General features: G+C 66.7%; 13 protein-coding genes. 7 read left to right on the plus strand and 6 right to left on the minus strand.

The features are described from left to right. Window positions 1-52: 52 nt before the first annotated feature. The 7 genes from J0I47_RS06565 to J0I47_RS06595 all read left to right on the plus strand — a co-directional run bounded on the left by J0I47_RS06565 (window position 53) and on the right by J0I47_RS06595 (window position 10,839). Window positions 53-1,585 carry a tryptophan halogenase family protein gene (locus tag J0I47_RS06565; protein ID WP_294045706.1) on the plus strand — a complete coding sequence of 511 codons (1,533 nt, stop codon included), beginning with the start codon at window positions 53-55 and terminating at the stop codon, window positions 1,583-1,585. After that, entirely contained in the window at window positions 1,582-3,411 is a 1,830-nt protein-coding gene (locus J0I47_RS06570; RefSeq protein WP_294045707.1) for an alpha-amylase family glycosyl hydrolase, read from the plus strand. Before J0I47_RS06565 ends, J0I47_RS06570 begins: the two co-directional genes overlap by 4 nt. Beyond that, window positions 3,408-5,033 (plus strand): alpha-glucosidase, encoded by a 1,626-nt coding sequence (locus J0I47_RS06575; RefSeq protein ID WP_294045709.1) that lies wholly within the window; start codon window positions 3,408-3,410, stop codon window positions 5,031-5,033. The genes J0I47_RS06570 and J0I47_RS06575 overlap by 4 nt, the downstream gene beginning before the upstream one ends. After that, window positions 5,030-5,941, plus strand: coding sequence for an alpha/beta hydrolase-fold protein (locus tag J0I47_RS06580; RefSeq protein ID WP_294045710.1), 912 nt, complete (start codon window positions 5,030-5,032; stop codon window positions 5,939-5,941). Before J0I47_RS06575 ends, J0I47_RS06580 begins: the two co-directional genes overlap by 4 nt. Next, entirely contained in the window at window positions 5,938-7,416 is a 1,479-nt protein-coding gene (locus J0I47_RS06585) for a tryptophan halogenase family protein (RefSeq protein WP_294045712.1), read from the plus strand. Before J0I47_RS06580 ends, J0I47_RS06585 begins: the two co-directional genes overlap by 4 nt. Before the next feature lie 139 nt (window positions 7,417-7,555). Further along, window positions 7,556-9,394, plus strand: a complete 1,839-nt coding sequence (locus J0I47_RS06590; RefSeq protein WP_294045714.1) for a hypothetical protein — start codon at window positions 7,556-7,558, stop codon at window positions 9,392-9,394. A gap of 2 nt (window positions 9,395-9,396) precedes the next feature. Beyond that, a complete protein-coding gene (locus J0I47_RS06595) occupies window positions 9,397-10,839 on the plus strand; it encodes a DUF1996 domain-containing protein (protein ID WP_294045716.1) in 1,443 nt (480 codons plus the stop codon). Window positions 10,840-10,905: 66 nt separating this feature from the next. Here J0I47_RS06595 and dxs read toward each other — a convergent pair whose 3' ends face one another. From dxs to J0I47_RS06625, 6 genes are all read right to left on the minus strand, one after another. After that, on the minus strand, window positions 10,906-12,831 hold the full coding sequence (gene dxs, locus J0I47_RS06600) for a 1-deoxy-D-xylulose-5-phosphate synthase (protein WP_294045717.1): 1,926 nt from the start codon (window positions 12,829-12,831) through the stop codon (window positions 10,906-10,908). A gap of 100 nt (window positions 12,832-12,931) precedes the next feature. Next, the gene (locus J0I47_RS06605; RefSeq protein ID WP_294045719.1) at window positions 12,932-14,929 is read right to left on the minus strand and encodes a PAS domain-containing protein; all 1,998 of its coding nucleotides are present in this window, start codon (window positions 14,927-14,929) and stop codon (window positions 12,932-12,934) included. Between the two features lie 158 nt (window positions 14,930-15,087). Then, a complete protein-coding gene (locus J0I47_RS06610) occupies window positions 15,088-15,777 on the minus strand; it encodes a hypothetical protein (RefSeq protein WP_294045720.1) in 690 nt (229 codons plus the stop codon). A gap of 374 nt (window positions 15,778-16,151) precedes the next feature. Then, entirely contained in the window at window positions 16,152-16,730 is a 579-nt protein-coding gene (gene rpsI / locus J0I47_RS06615) for a 30S ribosomal protein S9 (RefSeq protein ID WP_294045722.1), read from the minus strand. Continuing rightward, window positions 16,730-17,209 (minus strand): 50S ribosomal protein L13, encoded by a 480-nt coding sequence (gene rplM / locus J0I47_RS06620; protein ID WP_294045724.1) that lies wholly within the window; start codon window positions 17,207-17,209, stop codon window positions 16,730-16,732. Before rplM ends, rpsI begins: the two co-directional genes overlap by 1 nt. A 123-nt stretch (window positions 17,210-17,332) precedes the next feature. Beyond that, window positions 17,333-18,376: a COX15/CtaA family protein gene (locus J0I47_RS06625; protein ID WP_294045725.1), complete on the minus strand. Its 1,044-nt coding sequence runs from the start codon at window positions 18,374-18,376 to the stop codon at window positions 17,333-17,335. Window positions 18,377-18,521 lie beyond the last annotated feature (145 nt).

Here is an 18,521-nt window from a genome sequence, read left to right on the forward strand (position 1 = left end):
TCTGGCCCCGCCGGGTTGCGCCGGCGGGGCCGATCGTTTCTGAAGGTCGCGCATGAGCCATTCCGCGCCCCTCGACCCCGCCCCGTTCCGGATCGTCATCGCCGGTGGCGGGACGGCGGGATGGACGGCCGCGGCGACGTGCGCGCGGTTCCTCGGCAACCGCGCGACGATCTCCCTGGTCGAATCGGACGCGATCGGCACGATCGGCGTCGGCGAGGCGACCATCCCGCAGATCCACAATCTGCTGATCGGGCTGGGGCTCGACCAGGCCGAGTTCCTGCGCCGCACCAACGCCAGCTTCAAGCTGGGGATCGAGTTCGTCGACTGGCGGCGGGTGGGACATTCGTACGTCCATAGCTTCGGCACGGTCGGGCGCGGGGTCGGGCTGATCCCGTTCCGCCAACTCTGGCTGCGCGGACGTGCGCTGGGCGTCGCGGGCGATTACGGCGACTATAGCGCCAACGTCGCCGCCGCCCGGCGCGGCAAGTTCGTGATCGGCGACGGGCGCGACCGCAACCTGCCCGACCTCGCCTACGCCTATCATTTCGACGCGACGTTGTTCGCCGCGATGTTGCGCGACTATGCCGAGGCGAACGGGGTGTGCCGGGTCGAGGGGACGATCGCCAGTGTCGAACGCAACGGCGCGAGCGGCGACATCCGCGCGCTGACGCTAGACGGCGGGCGCGCGGTCGTAGGCGATCTGTTCCTCGACTGTACGGGTTTTCGCAGCCTCCTGCTCGGCCAGGCGCTCGACGTGCCGTTCGTCGACTGGCGGCGCTACCTGCCCTGCGACACCGCGCTCGCCGTGCCGTGCGCGAACAGCGGCCCCTTGCGGCCCTATACCCAGTCGATCGCGCGGCCCGCGGGGTGGCAATGGCGTATTCCGCTCCAGCATCGCACCGGCAACGGCCACGTCTTCGCGTCCGAGTTCATGTCGGTCGATGAAGCGAGCGTGCTGCTGCTCGCCAATCTGGAGGGCGAGCCCCTCGCCGATCCGCGGCCGATCCGCTTCACCACCGGGCATCGGCGGGAGTTCTGGGCGGCCAATTGCGTCGGGCTCGGGCTGGCGGCGGGGTTCATGGAGCCGCTGGAATCGACCAGCATCCACCTCGTCCAGTCGGCACTGGGGCGATTGCTCAACGTCCTGCCGCGCGACCTCACCGACCTCGCCACCGCGCGCGACACGTTCAACCGGCTGTCGACGATCGAGTGGCAGCGGGTGCGCGATTTCCTGGTACTGCATTACGTCGCCAACGATCGCGTCGGCGAGCCGTTCTGGGACCATTGCCGTCACATCGATCTGCCCGCGACGTTGGCGGAGAAGATCGCGTTGTTCGAAGAATCGGGCGCGTTCGTGCGCGAGGAGGACGAACTGTTCCTCGACGACAGCTGGGGACAGGTGATGCTGGGCCAGGGCATCGAACCGCGGAGCTGGTCCCCACTCGCCGACAATGTCGCGGGCGCCGAGATCGGGCCGTTCCTCGATACCCTTGCCCGGGCAGCTCGCGTCCGCGCCGACGCCATGCCCGACCACCGTTCCTTCATCGCCGCGATGACCGGCGCAAAAGCCGAGTCAGCCGCATGATCCGTACCGCCTCTCTCACTTTCCTGCTCGCCGCGACCGCGTTGCCGGCTTTCCCCGCCCCGGCCCAGATCGCGCCGGCCGCCGCGTCCTATCGCGACCGCTTGCCGCAGGATGAGGTGATCTATTTCCTGCTGCCCGACCGGTTCGAGAATGGCGATCCCGCGAACGATCGCGGCGGCCTGAGCGGCGACCGGCTGCGCACCGGCTACGATCCGACCGCCAAGGGCTTCTATCACGGCGGCGACCTGAAGGGGCTCGTCAAGCGGCTCGATTATATCCAGGCGCTCGGCGCGACCGCGATCTGGGTCGGGCCGATTTTCAAGAACAAGCCCGTCCAGGGCCCGCCCGGCAACGAAAGCGCGGGCTATCACGGCTATTGGATCATCGACTTCACGACGGTCGATCCGCACCTGGGCACCGACGCGGACTTCAAGGCGCTGGTCGATGCGGCGCACGCGCGCGGGATGAAGGTCTATATGGACATCATCGTCAACCACACCGCCGACGTCATCAAGTATCGCGAATGCGTGCCCGATCAGCATTGCGCCTACCACAGCCGCGCCGATTATCCGTATCAGCGCCGGGGCGGAGTGAACGGCGCGCCGATCAACCCTGGTTTCGCCGGCGACGGCGTCCAGACGCGTGAGAACTTCGCCAAGCTGACCGACCCGAATTATGCCTACACGCCCTACATTCCGAAGGGCGAGGAGCATGCGAAGACGCCGGCCTGGCTGAACGACGTCACGCTCTATCACAATCGCGGCGATTCCGATTTCTATGGCGAGGATTCGCAGCTCGGCGACTTTTCCGGCCTCGACGATTTGATGACCGAGAATCCGAAGGTCGTCAGCGGCATGATCGATATCTTCGGCGGCTGGATCGACCGGTTCGGCGTCGACGGATTCCGCATCGACACGGCACAGCACGTGAACCCCGAATTCTGGCAGGCGTTCGTCCCCGCGATGCGCGCCCGCGCCGCGGCGAAGGGCATCCCCAATTTCCACATCTTCGGCGAAGTCGCGACCGATCAGCTCGACCCGGCCCGCCTCGCCGAGCATACCCGCGTCGACGGCTTGCCCGCCGTGCTCGACTTCGCGTTCGCTCGCGCGGTGGTGGATACGGTCGGAGCCGGCGCCGGCACCAGCGAGCTGTTCCGCCTGTTCTTCGCCGACCCGATCTACGAAGGCGGGGCGGCCGGCGCCATGCAGTTGCCGACGTTCCTCGGCAATCACGATGCCGGACGGTTCGCGATGTTCGTTCGGCAGGGCATGCCCAAGGCGAGCGACGACGAGGTCCTGAAGCGCGTCGAGCTCGGCTATGCCATGCTGCTGACGCTGCGCGGCGTGCCGACCATCTATTATGGCGACGAGCAGGGTTTCGTCGGCACTGGTGGTGACCAGCTGGCGCGCGAGGACATGTTCGGGAGCAAGGTCGCGGTCTATAACACCGACCGCCTGCTCGGCACGACCAAGACGACCGCGACGCCCAGCTTCGGGATGGACCATCCGCTGTTCAAGGAGATTGCCGCTTTGGCGCGCGTGCGGACCAGCCACCCCGCGCTCACCCGCGGCCGCCAGGTCGTGCGCACGTTCGGCGAGAAGCCGGGCCTGTTCGCCATCTCCCGCTTCGACCCGACCAGCGGACGCGAGATCCTGCTCGCGTTCAACACCTCGACCAGCCCGATCACGCAAAACGTGCTGGTCGAGACGCGGTCGGCCGCTTTCACCACGCTCGCCGGCCAGTGCGCCGCCACCGCGAGCGCACCGGGCAGCGTCAGCGTCACCCTGCCCGCCTTGGGCTATGCCGTCTGCGAGGCCCGGCCGTGAACGAGCTTGCCAGCATCGCCAGGGCGGACGCGACCACGCGCGAGTGGTGGCGCGGGGCAGCGATCTACCAGATCTATCCGCGCAGCTTCGCCGATTCGAACGGCGACGGGATCGGCGACCTGGCCGGGATCACCGCACATCTCGATCATGTCGCGTCGCTGGGGGTGGACGGCGTCTGGCTGTCGCCGTTCTTCACCTCGCCGATGGCCGATTTCGGGTATGACGTGGCGGATTATTGCGACGTCGACCCGATCTTCGGGACGCTCGCCGATTTCGACGCATTGATCGCCCGCGCGCATGCGCTGGGGCTGCGCGTCATCATCGACCAGGTCTATTCGCACACGTCCGACGCGCATGCCTGGTTTACGGAGAGCCGCGCCGACCGCACCAACGCTCGCGCCGACTGGTATGTCTGGGCCGACGCCAAGCCCGACGGCAGCCCGCCGACGAACTGGCAATCGGTATTCGGCGGTCCCGCCTGGACGTGGGACGCGCGGCGCGGCCAATATTACATGCACAACTTCCTGAGCGCGCAGCCGCAGCTGAACGGCCACAATCCGGCCGTGCAGGATGCGTTGCTCGCGACGGCGAGGTTCTGGCTCGACCGCGGCGTCGACGGCTTCCGGATCGACGCGATCAACTTCGCGATGCACGATCCCGAGATGCGCGACAATCCACCCGCGCCGCCCAGCAACGGCGTGCGCACGCGGCCGTTCGATTTCCAGCTCCACGTCCACAACCAGAGCCATCCCGACATTCCGGGTTTCCTCGAACGCGTGCGCGACCTGACCGACCGCTACGGCGCGCGGTTCACGGTTGCGGAGGTCGGCGGGCCGGCGCCGGAGGCGGAGATGCACGCCTTCACCGCCGATCAGCGCCGGCTCAATTCGGCCTATGGCTTCAACTTCCTCTATGCCGACACGCTGACGCCCGCGCTGGTGCGCGACGCGGTCGAGCAATGGCCGGACACGCCGGGCACGGGCTGGCCGAGCTGGGCGTTCGAGAATCACGACGCGCCGCGCGCGCTGTCGCGCTGGGTCGGGCCGGAGCATCGGGAAGCCTTTGGGCGATTGAAGGTGCTGTTGCTGACGTGCCTTCGCGGCAACATCTTCCTCTACCAGGGTGAAGAGCTCGGCCTGACTCAGGTCGACATCCCGTTCGACCGGCTGCGCGATCCCGAAGCGATCGCCAACTGGCCGCTGACGCTGTCGCGCGACGGCGCGCGTACGCCGATGCCGTGGACGGCTGACGCGCCGCAACTGGGCTTCTCCACGACCGAGCCGTGGTTGCCGGTCGGCGCCGATCACGCCGCGCTGGCGGTCGATCGGCAGGAGGCGACGGCGGACTCGCTGCTCGCGCTGACGCGGCACCTGCTCCACTGGCGGCGCGCGAGCGACGCGCTGCTGACCGGCACGATGCGGATCGTCGAGGCCGCCGGGCCCCTCCTGGTGTTCGAGCGCGAGGTGCCAGGACAACGCCTGCTCTGCGTATTCAACATCGGCGACGGCGAGATTGCGTGGCGGCCCGACCAGCCCGAGCGCTGGCGCGTGATCGAGCAGGTCAACGATGTGACCGACTGGTGCTTCGGCGCGTTCGCCGCTCTTGTCGCGGAGCGGGCATGATCCGCGCGCTCGCGATGCTGGTGCTCGCGCTGGTCGCGACACCCGCGCTGGCCGAGACCGCGCCCGACACCGGCCGCTTCGTCGAGATTCCGGCAGCGACCTCGACCCAGCCGGAGATCGCCGCACCCCACATCGTGGTCTGGCTCCCGCCCGGCTATGACGCGTCACGCCGCCGCTACGCCGTGGTCTACATGCACGACGGCCAGAACGTGTTCTTCCCCGAGCGATCGGCGTTCCACAAGGTGTGGGGCGCGGACAAGGCAGCGCTGCGCCTGATCGCCGCCAAGCGCGTCGCGCCGTTCATCATCGTCGCGATCGATAACCCGCTCGGCGCGCGCTACCGCCAGTATTTCCCGCAAGGCATTTACGACATCGCCCCCGCCGACGTGCGCGCGGTGTTCGACAAGAGTGCCGGCGGCCCGATCACCGGCGACGCGTACCTCCGTTTCCTGGTCCGCGACCTGAAGCCGATGATCGACCGCACCTACCGCACGCTACCCGACGCCGCGCACACCGCGATGGTCGGGTCGAGCATGGGCGGGCTCATCACCTGCTACGCGTTCGTGCGCTATCCCACGGTGTTCGGTCGCGCCGGCTGCGTCTCGACGCACTGGCTACTGACGATGCCGACCGAGCTGCCGCCGCACGCCGACGTGCTGGGGCTGTGGAAGCGCTTCTTCGCCGCGCACCTGGGCAAGCCCGCCGGGCGCAAGCTGTGGATGGACCACGGGACCAAGACGCTCGACGCCAATTACGCGCCGTGGCAGGCGGCGATCGACGCGGAACTGGTCCGGCTTGGCTGGCGCGAGGGCCGCGATTTCGCGAGCCGTACGTATCAGGGCGCCGCACACGAGGAGAATGCCTGGGCGGCACGGATGGACGACATCTTCGCCTGGCTGCTCGGGTGACGCCGCCCGGCCGCATCGTCATCCTGGGCGGCGGCACGGCGGGGTGGATCGCCGCCAATCTGTTCGCGCACCATATGGGCGGCGCGACACGCGTCACGGTGATCGAAAGCCCGGAGATCGGCATCGTCGGCGTCGGCGAGGGATCCACCCCGCAGTTGAAGGCGCTGTTCGACACGCTTGGCATCGCTGAACCCGAATGGATGCCGGCGTGCGACGCGACCTACAAGAACGGCATCGCGTTCCACGGCTGGTCGGAGGCACCAGGGTTCGCGCACTATTTCCACCCCTTCCCCGGCCCGCTCGACCTGCACACCGCGCCGACGTTCGTCGCGAACGCGCGCGCGCGGCGGCATCGTCGCGATGTGTGGGCGCATCCCGATCGCTTCTTCCTGCCGGCGCTGCTCGCGGCGGAGCGGCTGGCGCCGATCGCGCCGGAGAGCTTCCCGCTCGGGCCGAGCTACGGCTACCATTTCGATGCACACAAGGTCGGCGCGTTCCTGCGCGACCATGCCGTCGCACGCGGGGTCGAGCACCTTCAGCGGCGCATCGTCGACGTCGCGGTGACGGATGACCACGTCACGCATCTCGTCGCCGAGGACGGCGAGGCCATCGCTGGCGACCTGTTCGTCGATTCGAGCGGATTCGGCTCGATGATCCTGCAAGGCGCTCTCGGCGAACCGTTCCGCTCGTTCGCCGGCAATCTGTTCAACGACCGCGCGGTGGTGATGCCGACCCCGGCCGACCCGACCTTCACCGCCAGCGCCACGAAAGCGACGGCACTCCGCCACGGCTGGGCATGGGACATCCCGCTGACCAGCCGCACCGGCAACGGCTACGTCTATGCCTCGCGCTACACCTCGCCCGAGGAAGCGGAGGCCGAATTGCGCGCCCATCTCGGGCTCGGCGAGGACGGGGTGGCGCGGCATCTGGCGATGAAGGTTGGCCGGGTCGAGCGCAGCTGGGTCGGCAATTGCCTCGCGATCGGGCTGGCGCAGGGCTTCATTGAGCCGCTCGAGGCGACCGCGCTGCACATCGTCCAGGCGACGGTCGAGGGGTTCGTGCAGGCGTGGCAACAGGGCGGCTTCGGCCCGGCCGAACGCGATGCGTTCAACGCCGCGGTCGCGGCGCGCTACGACGGCATCCGCGACTATATCGTCTGCCACTATCGGATGAACCGGCGCACCGACACCGCCTACTGGCGCGACAATGCCGCCAACGACGACCTGTCGGATTCGCTGAAGGCGATCATCACCTGCTGGTTCACCGGCGGCGACCTGGAGCGCGAGATCGCCGACCAGGGGATCGGCGGCTATTACCCGGCGAGTTCGTGGCACTGCCTGCTCGCCGGCTACGGCCAGTTCCCTGCCCCCGCCGGCCCGCTGCAGGGCCAGGCGGAAATGACGGCGATCGACGATTTCCTCCGCCGCGCCGCGCTCAACTTCCGCGACCATCGCACGGTGCTCGACGCGCGCTGATGCCGTGATCCTTATCGCCAAACAGAAGCGATTGTTGGAGAATTGTAGGATTACATTTGTCAGCAGCGTGATGCGGCAAAACGACCTTTCATTCCGAAAGACTGCGAGCGCGACCACCTTTTCAAGGAGTCGCTGACAAATGGGTATCAATGCTTCGTTGCGTGCTGCCGTCAAAGCAGCAGGCGGCACACCGACCGACCTATCATTGGTCCACAATCTTCGTATCCTCGTTTCCCTCTACGGCAGCGTGCCGACGCAATGGAGCGTCATCGGGCTGCTGAGAGAAGCGGTATCGGCCTCCGGCGAGACGCCGACGGACTATGATTCCGTACCATTATTACGGCAACTGATCGCCGCGCGCGGCGGAAACAGCACGGCGTACGATGTCGAGACGCTTTACGGCCAATTGGCGGAACTGGGCCAAACGGCGCTCGGTGCGTTATCGCTTTCGAATAACCGCCTATTGGAAAACAGCGTCGAAGGGACTGTCATCGGCAGCATCCTCGGCAAGAAGCCCGGATCGACGCTTTCGCTCATGGACGATGTCGGGCGGCAATTCGCCTTGGCCGGCAGTGGCGACGAGTGGACGCTCACCGCCGGCACCAATCCGACGGATTACGAAACCGCTTCGGTCCATCATCCCGTTATCCGCGAAACGCTTGGCGGCGTGGATCATCCGTTCCGGGATTCGACACTCACCGTCGAGATCACGAACGTATTCGAGCGGCCGGCCCTTCCACAACTGGCCCTGTCGAGCGCGACGTTCATCATCGGCCAGCCAGCGTCCGGAACGATTACGGGTGCCACCGACGACAGTATCATCAGCGTCGGCGGCGTGCCCGATGGTCTCGTCATCGACGCCGTCGCACGAACATGGACTTGGGACGGTACGGGCCCTGTGGCATCGTCGACGATCACGCTCACGGAAACGCTTGAGGACAGCCCGAACAGTCCGCGCGTCAGTGCGATATCGGCAACCGTCATCGACAATTACCAGGCAACCCCGCCCGTGCTGACCCGCACGTCCGTCGCGGGAGCAAACCCGATGTCGTGGTCGGGCTATTATGCGAACGTGATCGTCGGGAGCGACAAGATTCGTTGCCGGTGGCGCGTGAACGATGCTGCGTGGACCTACGAAACCGATCATCTCGTCAGCAGCGACGATTTCTTCGACAGCGAAGACGGCATGGCGTCTTTTGCCTGGCCGCTTTTCGATGCGACCGATTTTGCGGCTGGATCGATGGTCGAGGTCCAGGAAGGCGTTCTGCGCGGAGCAACGACTGCTTGGTCGGCCGTCCTGTCCGATACGATGGCCGGCCGGGTCGCGGCGGTGAAGCTCGCTTCCGAATTCCTCGATTTCGGCTATGCCAGCGGTACGGTCGCCATGCCATCGGCCATCGCGTGCCGTTCGAATGACAAGGTACTCGTATTGTTGGACTTCGCGTCCAACGGCGCCCCGACATTGGCCGGAGTGGACGCCGCGGGCGTCACCTTCGCGCCGGTCGGTGGAGGTACCGGCCACAACAACCATTACTGCTACGCCTATTTCGCCGACGTCGGCAGCGTAGCGTCCCTGGACAACCTTCGCGTGACCACGACCGGCTCGACCCTGGGATGTGTCGTGCACGTCATCGCGGTTCGCAATGCGGCGGCCGGACCACCGGACGCAACGAACATCTATTTCGATACGCGAGCGGTCACAAATGCCGATACGCACGATGTCGATGCCGACATTCCCGTGCCCGATGGCGGCATCGCCATCCTGTGGGTGAGCATCGACGACGATCCAGGCTACCGCAACATGGCGGCGAGCGGGGCCGTCGAACTCGACAGCAAGGGCGACGGCGATGCGCGCCAAATCGGCGGCGTCGTCTACGCAAAAACGGTTTCGAGCGCCAATGTCACGATCCCCGGCTCGCCCCATGATGGCTATGGTTACGGTGATCTGCGCGTCGTCAATCTGATCTGGAGCCTGTGAAAATGAAGACCAAGTTCATCGCGCTTGCCGCCTTGTTCGGCACCTCGCCTGCGATCGCGCAATCGTGGGGGCCGCTGGGCCAGCAAACACCGCTTTGGGTCCAAGTCCCGACGGTCGGCTATCCCGGTAATGACGTGACATCCGAGACGTTCACCGCGACGCAGGGCGGCGATCCGCCCGCGGTTGCCTACGAACCCGCCGATATCGACGAAGCGGGACGATACACTCGCAACCAGTGGATCGTGGGCGACGGCATTTCGCGCATCGACTCCGGTCAAGCGAAGTTCCGCACCAATTGCGCCTTCGCCAAATTCGGCCAGTTCGATCCGATCGTCGGACACGGCCAACCGGTGTTCGGCCACCACCATACCTTCTTCGGGAACATGGGGGTCACGGCAAATTCGGATTATGCGAGCCTGCGCAATTCGCCAAAATCGAGTTGTGCCGGCGGGCCGCTCAACGCCACCGCCTATTGGGAACCGACCCTGTTCTACGAAATCGCGGCCGGCGTGGTGGTGCCGGTCAAACCCAATATCGTGACGTTCTACTACAATCTCGAAGCCTATGTCGGTGCCGACAAGCGCGTCCGGCCGCTGAACGACTTTGCGTTCATCGGCGGCGTCAACCCGCAGGATCCGACCAACAGCGCGCGGCAGAGCGAGATTTCGACGGGTTTCGACAAAGCGCGGAACCGGCCGGGCCGGTATGACGGCTGGTATGGCTGGCAGTGTTACGCGAAGTCCGGGCCAAAAGTCGGCACGACGGTGATGCCGACCGGGCCGGGTGTGTTTCCGGCGCTGTCGGCGTCCTTCACGCGCAATCTCGTGAACCCCGACGGCAGCGATCCGTGGCATGGCCAGTGCGAAGGGTCGGATTATACGCTGATCGCCAATATCGTCGCCCCGCCATGCTGGGACGGCAAGAACCTGCGGTCCCCCGATGGCCGCCAGCACATGCGCTATCCGCTCTATCGCGACGGCTATGGCGGTGAGGACGATCGGGTGTGCCCCGACCATTGGTATTGGGTGATGCATTTCGAGGTGAAGACCGAATTTCCGGCCTACACCTTCGCCATGCGCCGCAAGATGTACCTGTCGTCGGACCGCATGGATCCGAACCCCGCCACGTGGCAAACACCCGGATCGACGATGCATTTCGACTGGATGGGCGGCTGGGACCGGCACGTCATGAACAGGTGGCTGATGATGTGCACCGGCACGCGGATCAACGGCCAGGCCGCCGCCGATCATCCGGACGGCTATACCTGCGGCGACAGTACGATTTCACAGACCGAGCGTCTGTTGGTCGGCAATCGTTCGCCCGATCCCACGCTGTCGAACGACCCCGTCGTCACCATGTCCGATTACGGTGCGCCGGGCACGCCGAGCAGCACACGCTTTGGGCTGGTGACGCCGGGAACCGCCGTCAACGCGACGACGCATTAGGATCGTCACCCCGATTGATCCACATGACAAATCGATGCCGGCAGCTCGTCGCTGTCGGCGCGCCGACTATGCGACGCCGGTATCCGCCATTCGCGCGTCGTTGTGGCGCAGCGCCTTCAGAACCGTCTCGACGATCGCGTCGGCGTCGAGGCCGGCTTGGGCATATTGCAATTCCGGCTTGTCCTGGTCCTGGAACAGGTCGGGCAAGCGCATGGTGCGGAGCTTGAGGCCGGCGTCGATCAGGCCGGCGTCGCTGGCATAGGTCAGGACGTGCGCACCGAGGCCACCGACCGCGGCCTCCTCGATCGTCACCGCGACTTCGTGCGTCGTCAGCAGGCGGCGGATCAGGTCCTCGTCGAGCGGCTTGGCGAAGCGGAGGTCGGCGACCGTTGTCGACAACCCCTTGGCATCGAGCGCATCGGCCGCCTTCAGCGCCTCCGCCAGCCGCGTGCCCAGCGACAGGATCGCGACCTTCTTGCCTTCGCGGACGATGCGACCCTTGCCGATCGCCATCCGTTCGGGCGTCGCCGGCAGCGCGACGCCGGTGCCATTGCCGCGCGGATAGCGTACCGCGATCGGCCCACTGTCGTGGAGCACGGCGGTGTGCGTCATGTGGACCAGCTCAGCCTCGTCCGCCGCCGCCATCACGACGAAGTTCGGCAAGGTCGCCAGATAGGTTACGTCGAAGCTGCCGGCATGAGTCGCGCCGTCCGCCCCCACCAGCCCGGCGCGATCGATCGCGAACCGCACCGGTAAATTCTGAATCGCGACATCGTGCACCACCTGGTCGTAGGCGCGCTGGAGGAAGGTCGAATAGATCGCGCAGAACGGCCGCATCCCCTGCGCCGCCAAGCCCGCCGCGAAGGTCACCGCGTGTTGTTCCGCGATGCCGACGTCGAAGGTGCGGTCGGGAAACGCCCTGGCGAAACGATCGAGCCCGGTGCCCGACGGCATCGCCGCGGTGATCGCGACGATCGTCGGATCGCTCTGCGCATCCTTGACGAGCTGGTCGGCGAAGACGTTCTGATAGGCGGGCGGCCCCGGCGGCGCCTTGGCCTGCGCGCCGGTGATGACGTCGAACTTCTGGACGCCGTGATACTTGTCCGCCGCGGCTTCGGCGGGGCCGTAGCCCTTGCCCTTCTTGGTCACGACATGGACCAGGATCGGGCCCTGCTCGCTGTCGCGGACATTCTCCAGCACCGGGATCAGGTGGTCGAGATTGTGCCCGTCGATCGGCCCGACATAATAGAAGCCGAGCTCCTCGAACAACGTGCCGCCGGTCACCATGCCGCGGGTGAATTCCTCGGCCTTTTCGGCGGCGTTGTGGACTCGCCGCGACAGCTTGCGCGTGATCTTCTTGGCGAGGTTGCGGAAGCCCAGATACTCGCTCGACGATACCATCCGCGCGAGATAGGCGGAAAGCCCGCCGACCGGCGGCGCGATCGACATGTCGTTGTCGTTGAGGATGACGACCAGCCGGTTGCCCGCGGCCTCGGCATTGTTCATCGCCTCGTACGCCATGCCGGCCGACATCGCGCCGTCGCCGATCACCGCGATCGCCTTGCCCGGCCGTCCCGCCAGCTTGTTGGCGATCGCGAAGCCGAGCGCGGCGGAGATCGAGGTCGACGAATGCGCCGCGCCGAACGGGTCGTATTCGCTCTCGCTCCGCTTGGTGAACCCTGACAGCCCGCCGCCCTGGCGCAGCGTGCGGATGCGGTCGCGCCGCCCGGTCAGGATCTTGTGCGGATAGCATTGGTGCCCGACGTCCCAGATCAGCCGGTCGTCGGGCGTATCGAACACGTAATGGATCGCGACGGTCAGCTCGACCACCCCGAGCCCCGAGCCGAGATGACCGCCGGTGCTGCCAACCGCGCTGATCGTCTCCGCGCGCAGTTCGTCAGCGAGCTGACGCAATTGACCGGGATCGAGCCGGCGCAGGTCGGTGGGCGTGTGGACGGTGTCGAGCAGCGGCGTCGCAGGAAGATCGGCCATCGGACCGCTGTACGCTAACCATATCGCGGTGTCGAATGATTGAACGATGCAGAAAGCATGCAGGCTCCGGCACTTGGCGCGGGCCGGGAGGCGGTGTCGACTACTCCCCCAGCAGCCGCGCGACGCGGCTGGTCAGGTCGTCGACCGCGAACGGCTTGGTCAGCAATTCCATGCCGCGCTCGATATGGCCGTGGTTGAGCACGGCATTCTCGGCATAGCCGGTGATGAACATGACCTTCAGGCCCGGGCGCAGCTTGCGCGCGGCCTCCGCCACCTGCCGCCCGTTGAGCCCACCGGGCAGGCCGACATCGGTGATGAGCAGATCCACTCGCGCCGGCGATTCGAGCACGCGCAGGCCCGCCGCGCCGTCCGCCGCCTCGATCGTCGCATAGCCGCGATCGACCAGCGCGTCGTTGACCAGCATCCGCACGGTCGGCTCGTCGTCGATCACCAGCACGACCTGCCCGTCGCTCGCCGCGATCACCTCGATCGGGGCGGCGGCGTCCTCCGCCTCGTCGTCGCCGATATGGCGCGGCAGGTACACGCAGACCATCGTGCCGTGCCCGACTTCCGAATAGATGCGGACATGGCCGTGGCTCTGGCGCGCGAAGCCATAGACCATCGACAGGCCGAGCCCGGTCCCCTCGCCGATCGGCTTCGTCGTGAAGAACGGATCGAACACGCGGTCGAGCATGTCCTTCTCGATCCCGACGCCGGTGTCGCTGACGCACACCGTGGCGTACTGGCCGGGCTCCATGCCGCGTTCACGGGCGGCGCGTTCGTCGAGCCATTTGTTGGCGGTCTCGATCGTGATCCTGCCGCCATTGGGCATCGCATCGCGCGCATTGATGCACAGGTTGAGCAGCGCATTTTCGAGCTGGTTGGCATCGACCAGGGTCGACCACAGACCGGCGGCGGCGATCGTCTCGATCTCGATCCCCGGCCCGACCGTCCGCCGCACCAGTTCGGCCAGATCGCCGAGCAGGCGGTTGACGACCATCGCCTTGGGCGACAGCGTCTGCCGGCGCGAGAAAGCGAGCAGCCGATGGGTCAGCGCCGCCGCGCGCCGCGTCGCCCCCTGCCCGGCCGACAGATAGCGTTCGACGTCGCCGATCCGCCCCTGCGCGATCCGCGTGCGGATCATCTCGAACGCGCCCGAAATCCCGGCGAGCAAATTGTTGAAATCATGCGCGAGGCCGCCGGTCAACTGGCCGACCGCTTCCATCTTCTGCGCCTGGCGCAGCGCATCTTCGGTCTCGCGGTGCCGCTCCTGCTCGCGCAGGCGATCGGTCACGTCATAGACGAACTGATAGGCCCCGATCTGCCGCCCCTCGCCATCGAGCAGCGGGCTGAACCGCATTTCGTAGGAGCGCTGGTCGCGGGTCGGATCGCCGAACGGGCCGACCTCGACGAACGGCTCGCCGCCCAGCGCGCGGGCCCAGATCGCCTGGACCGCCTCGCGATGCTCGGGCTGCTCGGCCAGCACGTCGAGCATCGATTCGCCGACGGCCGGACGAACGCCATAGATGCGCTCGAACTCGTCGGCCGACGCCTTGTTGATCGCCAGCCAGCGGAACTGCGTGTCGGCGACCTGGACGAACGCGTCGGTCCCCTCGACGATGTCGGCGAGCAGCTTGCGTTCGGCGAGCGCGGCGGCGACGCGCGCCTCCAGATGCTCGTTGAGCTGGCGCAGCGCCGTCTCCGCCTGGCGGCGCGCGGTGGCGTCCTTGAACAGTACCGCGACCTGTTTCGCCTCGGGCGGTTCGAGCCGGAAGGCGGAGAGTTCGAGGTGACGGCCGGTCGCGACCAGTTCCTGCTCGAACCGGATCGGCTGGCCGGTGCGCAACACCTCGCCATAGCGCGCGACCCAGGCATCGGCCTCGTCGGGCACCATCTCACGCAGCTTCTGGCCGACGACGTTGGGGATACCGGCGTTCAGTTCGTAGGCCGCATTCGCCTCGACATGCACATAGTCGCTGAGCGGCCCGTGCGGCCCATCGAAGAATTCGATGATGCAGAACCCCTCATCCATCGAATCGAACAGCGCCCGGTAACGGTCGCGCGACAGCGGAGCGGTGGCGGGGGAGTCGTCGCCCATTCGTTTCGCCTAGAGAGGAAGCTGATGAGGATCAACTTGCGTCAGGCCGGGCGGTTCCGCGCGGGCGGGCGTCATGGCTTCCGGCGGTACGGAGCGCGGACACTCCAACCGACGCTGCACGCTCGCGCGACGCCGGCCGGCGGATCAACGGTCGAGGATCATTGCGAGGCGGTCTGCGTGCACGAGAAATCGGACGGATAGGCCGCCGCTCCCAGATCGCGCACGACGCCGCCGGCGAACGCCGAGAAGCGGCGATGCTCCGGCGTAGGATTCGGGCCGACCTGCGACAGCCGATTAAGCATGGCGACCAGCGGCCCCGAACACCCACCGGCCGCGATCGTCAGCGCCAGCGTCTGCGAGGCCAGCGGCGTGCCGCGTGGCGCAACCGGGCCGCCGCGATACTGGAAGTTGCGCATGCGGACGGCATCGGCGGTTCGCTTGAGCGGGTCGATCCTCTCGCCGACACCGGCGACGCCGAGCGCCAGCAACTGACTGCCCAAGTCGGACTTGGCCGGACGCGTGCGGCTCGCACTTTCGTCGAACCAGGTGATGAGCAGTGACGCCAGCCCGACTCGCTCAAGCGGCGATCGTACCGAATCGAGAACGGCGGCGGACAGCGCCACACCGTTGGCGGTCCGCGCCAGCGGGACGGCGTCGCTATCGGCGATCGCGATGCTGGGGCACGGCCGCTTGGACAGCGCGCAGATCCGGTCGACCTGCGCGATCAGATCGTTCGATACCTGACGAAATCCCGCGGAGGTACCGCCGCTATCGCCTACGCCGTCGGACGCTTTGCGATGACCATCTGCGGCGACGCCGGTGCAGGACACGCCCACCGCGAGGGCCACGAGCAACGATCGATATCCACGCATCATCGCCTCACCATCCGTCGAATAGCCAGGATGACACGTTAAGCAATCGGCCGTCCGATACTCAACCGAACGTTGGCGAATCAGGTAGCAATTCTATCGTCGAAGCGCGGCAGACAATGATGCCCCGTCGATTATTCTTTTCGGCGTAATGGTTTAGCCGACGTAGTGGTGGCCGAAGTTTTCGGCAGCTTCTTGTCGTCGGGCGAGCGCCACAAAAAGGGCGGCCCCGGGGGGACCGCCCTTTTGATTCGGTGGCGCTGTCACGGAGTAAATCCGTGACCTCGGACGAGGCTTCGCCTCGCCGGCCGGCGCGTCGAGTCTTGGAATAGCTCGCGCTATTCCAAGCTCTTTTATCGCTTGCTGAACTGGAAGCTGCGACGCGCCTTGGCGCGGCCGTACTTCTTGCGTTCGACGGTGCGGCTGTCGCGGGTCAGGAACCCGGCGCGCTTGACCGGCGTGCGCAGCGCCGGCTCGTACTTGGTCAGCGCCTGACTGATGCCATGCTTGACCGCGCCGGCCTGGCCCGACAGGCCGCCGCCCTTGACGGTGCAGACGACGTCGTACTGGCCCTCGCGCTCGGTGATGCCGAAAACCTGGTTGATGACAAGGCGCAGCGTCGGACGCGCGAAATAGATTTCCTGGTCGCGGCCGTTGATCGTGATCTTGCCGGTGCCGGGCTTCAGCCAGACGCGGGCGACCGCATCCTTGCGGCGACCGGTGGCGTAGGCGCGGCCCTGCGCGTCGATCTCCTGCGCGCGGAGCGGCGCGGTCTCGGTCGGCTCGTCGAGATTGCCGGCCAGGTAATCGTCGGCGCGCGCATCCGAAGCGGCCTGCGCGGTCTCACCCTGCTGCTGCAGCACGGCGCCCAGGTCGGCCAGCGACTGGCGGCCGTCCGAAGTGCCGGCGTCGGTATTGTTCGTGTCGGCCATTATGCGCCCACCTTGTTCTTGCGGCTCATCGCCGCGATATCGAGGACTTCCGGGTTCTGCGCTTCGTGCGGATGCTCGGCGCCGGCGAAGATGCGCAGGTTGCGCATCTGCTGGCGGCCCAGCGGACCGCGCGGGATCATGCGCTCGACGGCCTTTTCCAGCACGCGCTCGGGGAAGCGACCCTCGAGCACCTTGCCCGCGGTGATCCCCTTGATGCCGCCGGCATAACCGGTGTGCTTGTAATAGACCTTGTCGGCCAGCTTCTTGCCGGTGAACTTGATCTTGTCGGCGTTGATGACGATGACGTTGTCACCGCAATCGACGTGCGGGGTGAAGCTGGTCTTGTGCTTGCCGCGCAGTACGTTGGCGATCACCACTGCGGCACGGCCGACGACCAGGTCGGTCGCGTCGACGATATGCCACTTCTTTTCCACCTCGTGCGGCTTGGCCGGCTTGGTGGTCTTCATCAGCGCCTTCATGGGCTGTTTGACCTTCTCTGTCAGAAAAACAAACGCGCGGCCGGTTACCCAGCCGCGTTCGTGGCGGCGCAATGCTGGTTTCGGCGCGGAAAGTCAAGCAAACGGCGCGTTTGCTGACGGGTATTATGATACCGGACGGGTTACGGCGCGCCGGCCGGCGGCTTGGACGCCCCACGTCGTCGCCACCACCAGCAGCGCGCCGACCAACTGGTGCAGCGCGGCGAAGGCGATGTCGACTTCGCTCATCACCGTCGCGATGCCGAGCAGGATCTGGACGCCGACCGCGGCATGGATCGCGATCGAGGCGCGGCGGTCGCTGGTCCGCACACGGCGCGCCAGCACCATCAGCGCGGCGAACGCGACCCACGCCCACCAGCGGTGGATGAAGTGAACGATCGCGGGATCACCGGTCAGCATCGCGCCGATCCCCTCCCCCTGCTGGCTGACCCCGGGGAACAGCGCGCCGTTCATCAGCGGCCAGTCCTTGGCGACCAGCCCGGCGCGCAGGCCCGCCATCAGCGCGCCGTAGAACAATTGCACCAGTAGCGCCGCCGCCGTCACCGCGCCGACGGTCGTGATCCGCGCCGGCCGCGCCGCCGGATCGCGCGCCAGATCGCGCAGGTCGAGCGCGGTCCAGATCGCCCCCGCCAGCGTGAACAGCGCCGTCAGCAGATGCGTCGCCAGCCATCCCGGCGCGACCTCGGTCCGATGCGTCAGCCCGGAGCGCACCATCAGCCAGCCGAACGTCCCTTGCAGGCAGATCAACGCGAACAGCGCGAACAGCCGCCAGAAATATCCCTGCGGAATGCGCCGCCGCACTGCGAACCACACGAACGGGATCAGGAACACCATCCCGATGAACCGCCCCAGGAAGCGGTGGAAATACTCCCAGAAGAAAATGCCCTTGAACTCGGCCAGGGTCATGCCGGCGTGGATCGCCTGATATTGCGGGATGCGGCGGTAATTGGCGAACTCGGCCTGCCACTGCGCGTCGTTCAGCGGCGGGACGACGCCGGTCAGCGGCTTCCACTCGGTGATCGACAGCCCCGATTCGGTCAGCCGCGTGATCCCCCCGACCACCACGATCGCGACGATCAGCGCGGCGACGAGGTAGAGCCAGTTGGCGATGGCGCGGGGGCGGACGGTCGGCATGTAAGGCGAAGACATCGCCGGCCCTTATCCGCTCAACCCACTATCGTCATCCCCGCGAAAGCGGGGACCCATCTCCGGCGCCATCCACCAAAGCACCGGGCGCTCGTGGCGCGACGTCGGGAGATGGATCCCGCTTTCGCGGGGATGACGGTTAGAGGTC

Origin of the sequence: Sphingomonas sp., from assembly GCF_017304635.1 — a bacterium.
Lineage (GTDB): Bacteria > Pseudomonadota > Alphaproteobacteria > Sphingomonadales > Sphingomonadaceae > Sphingomonas.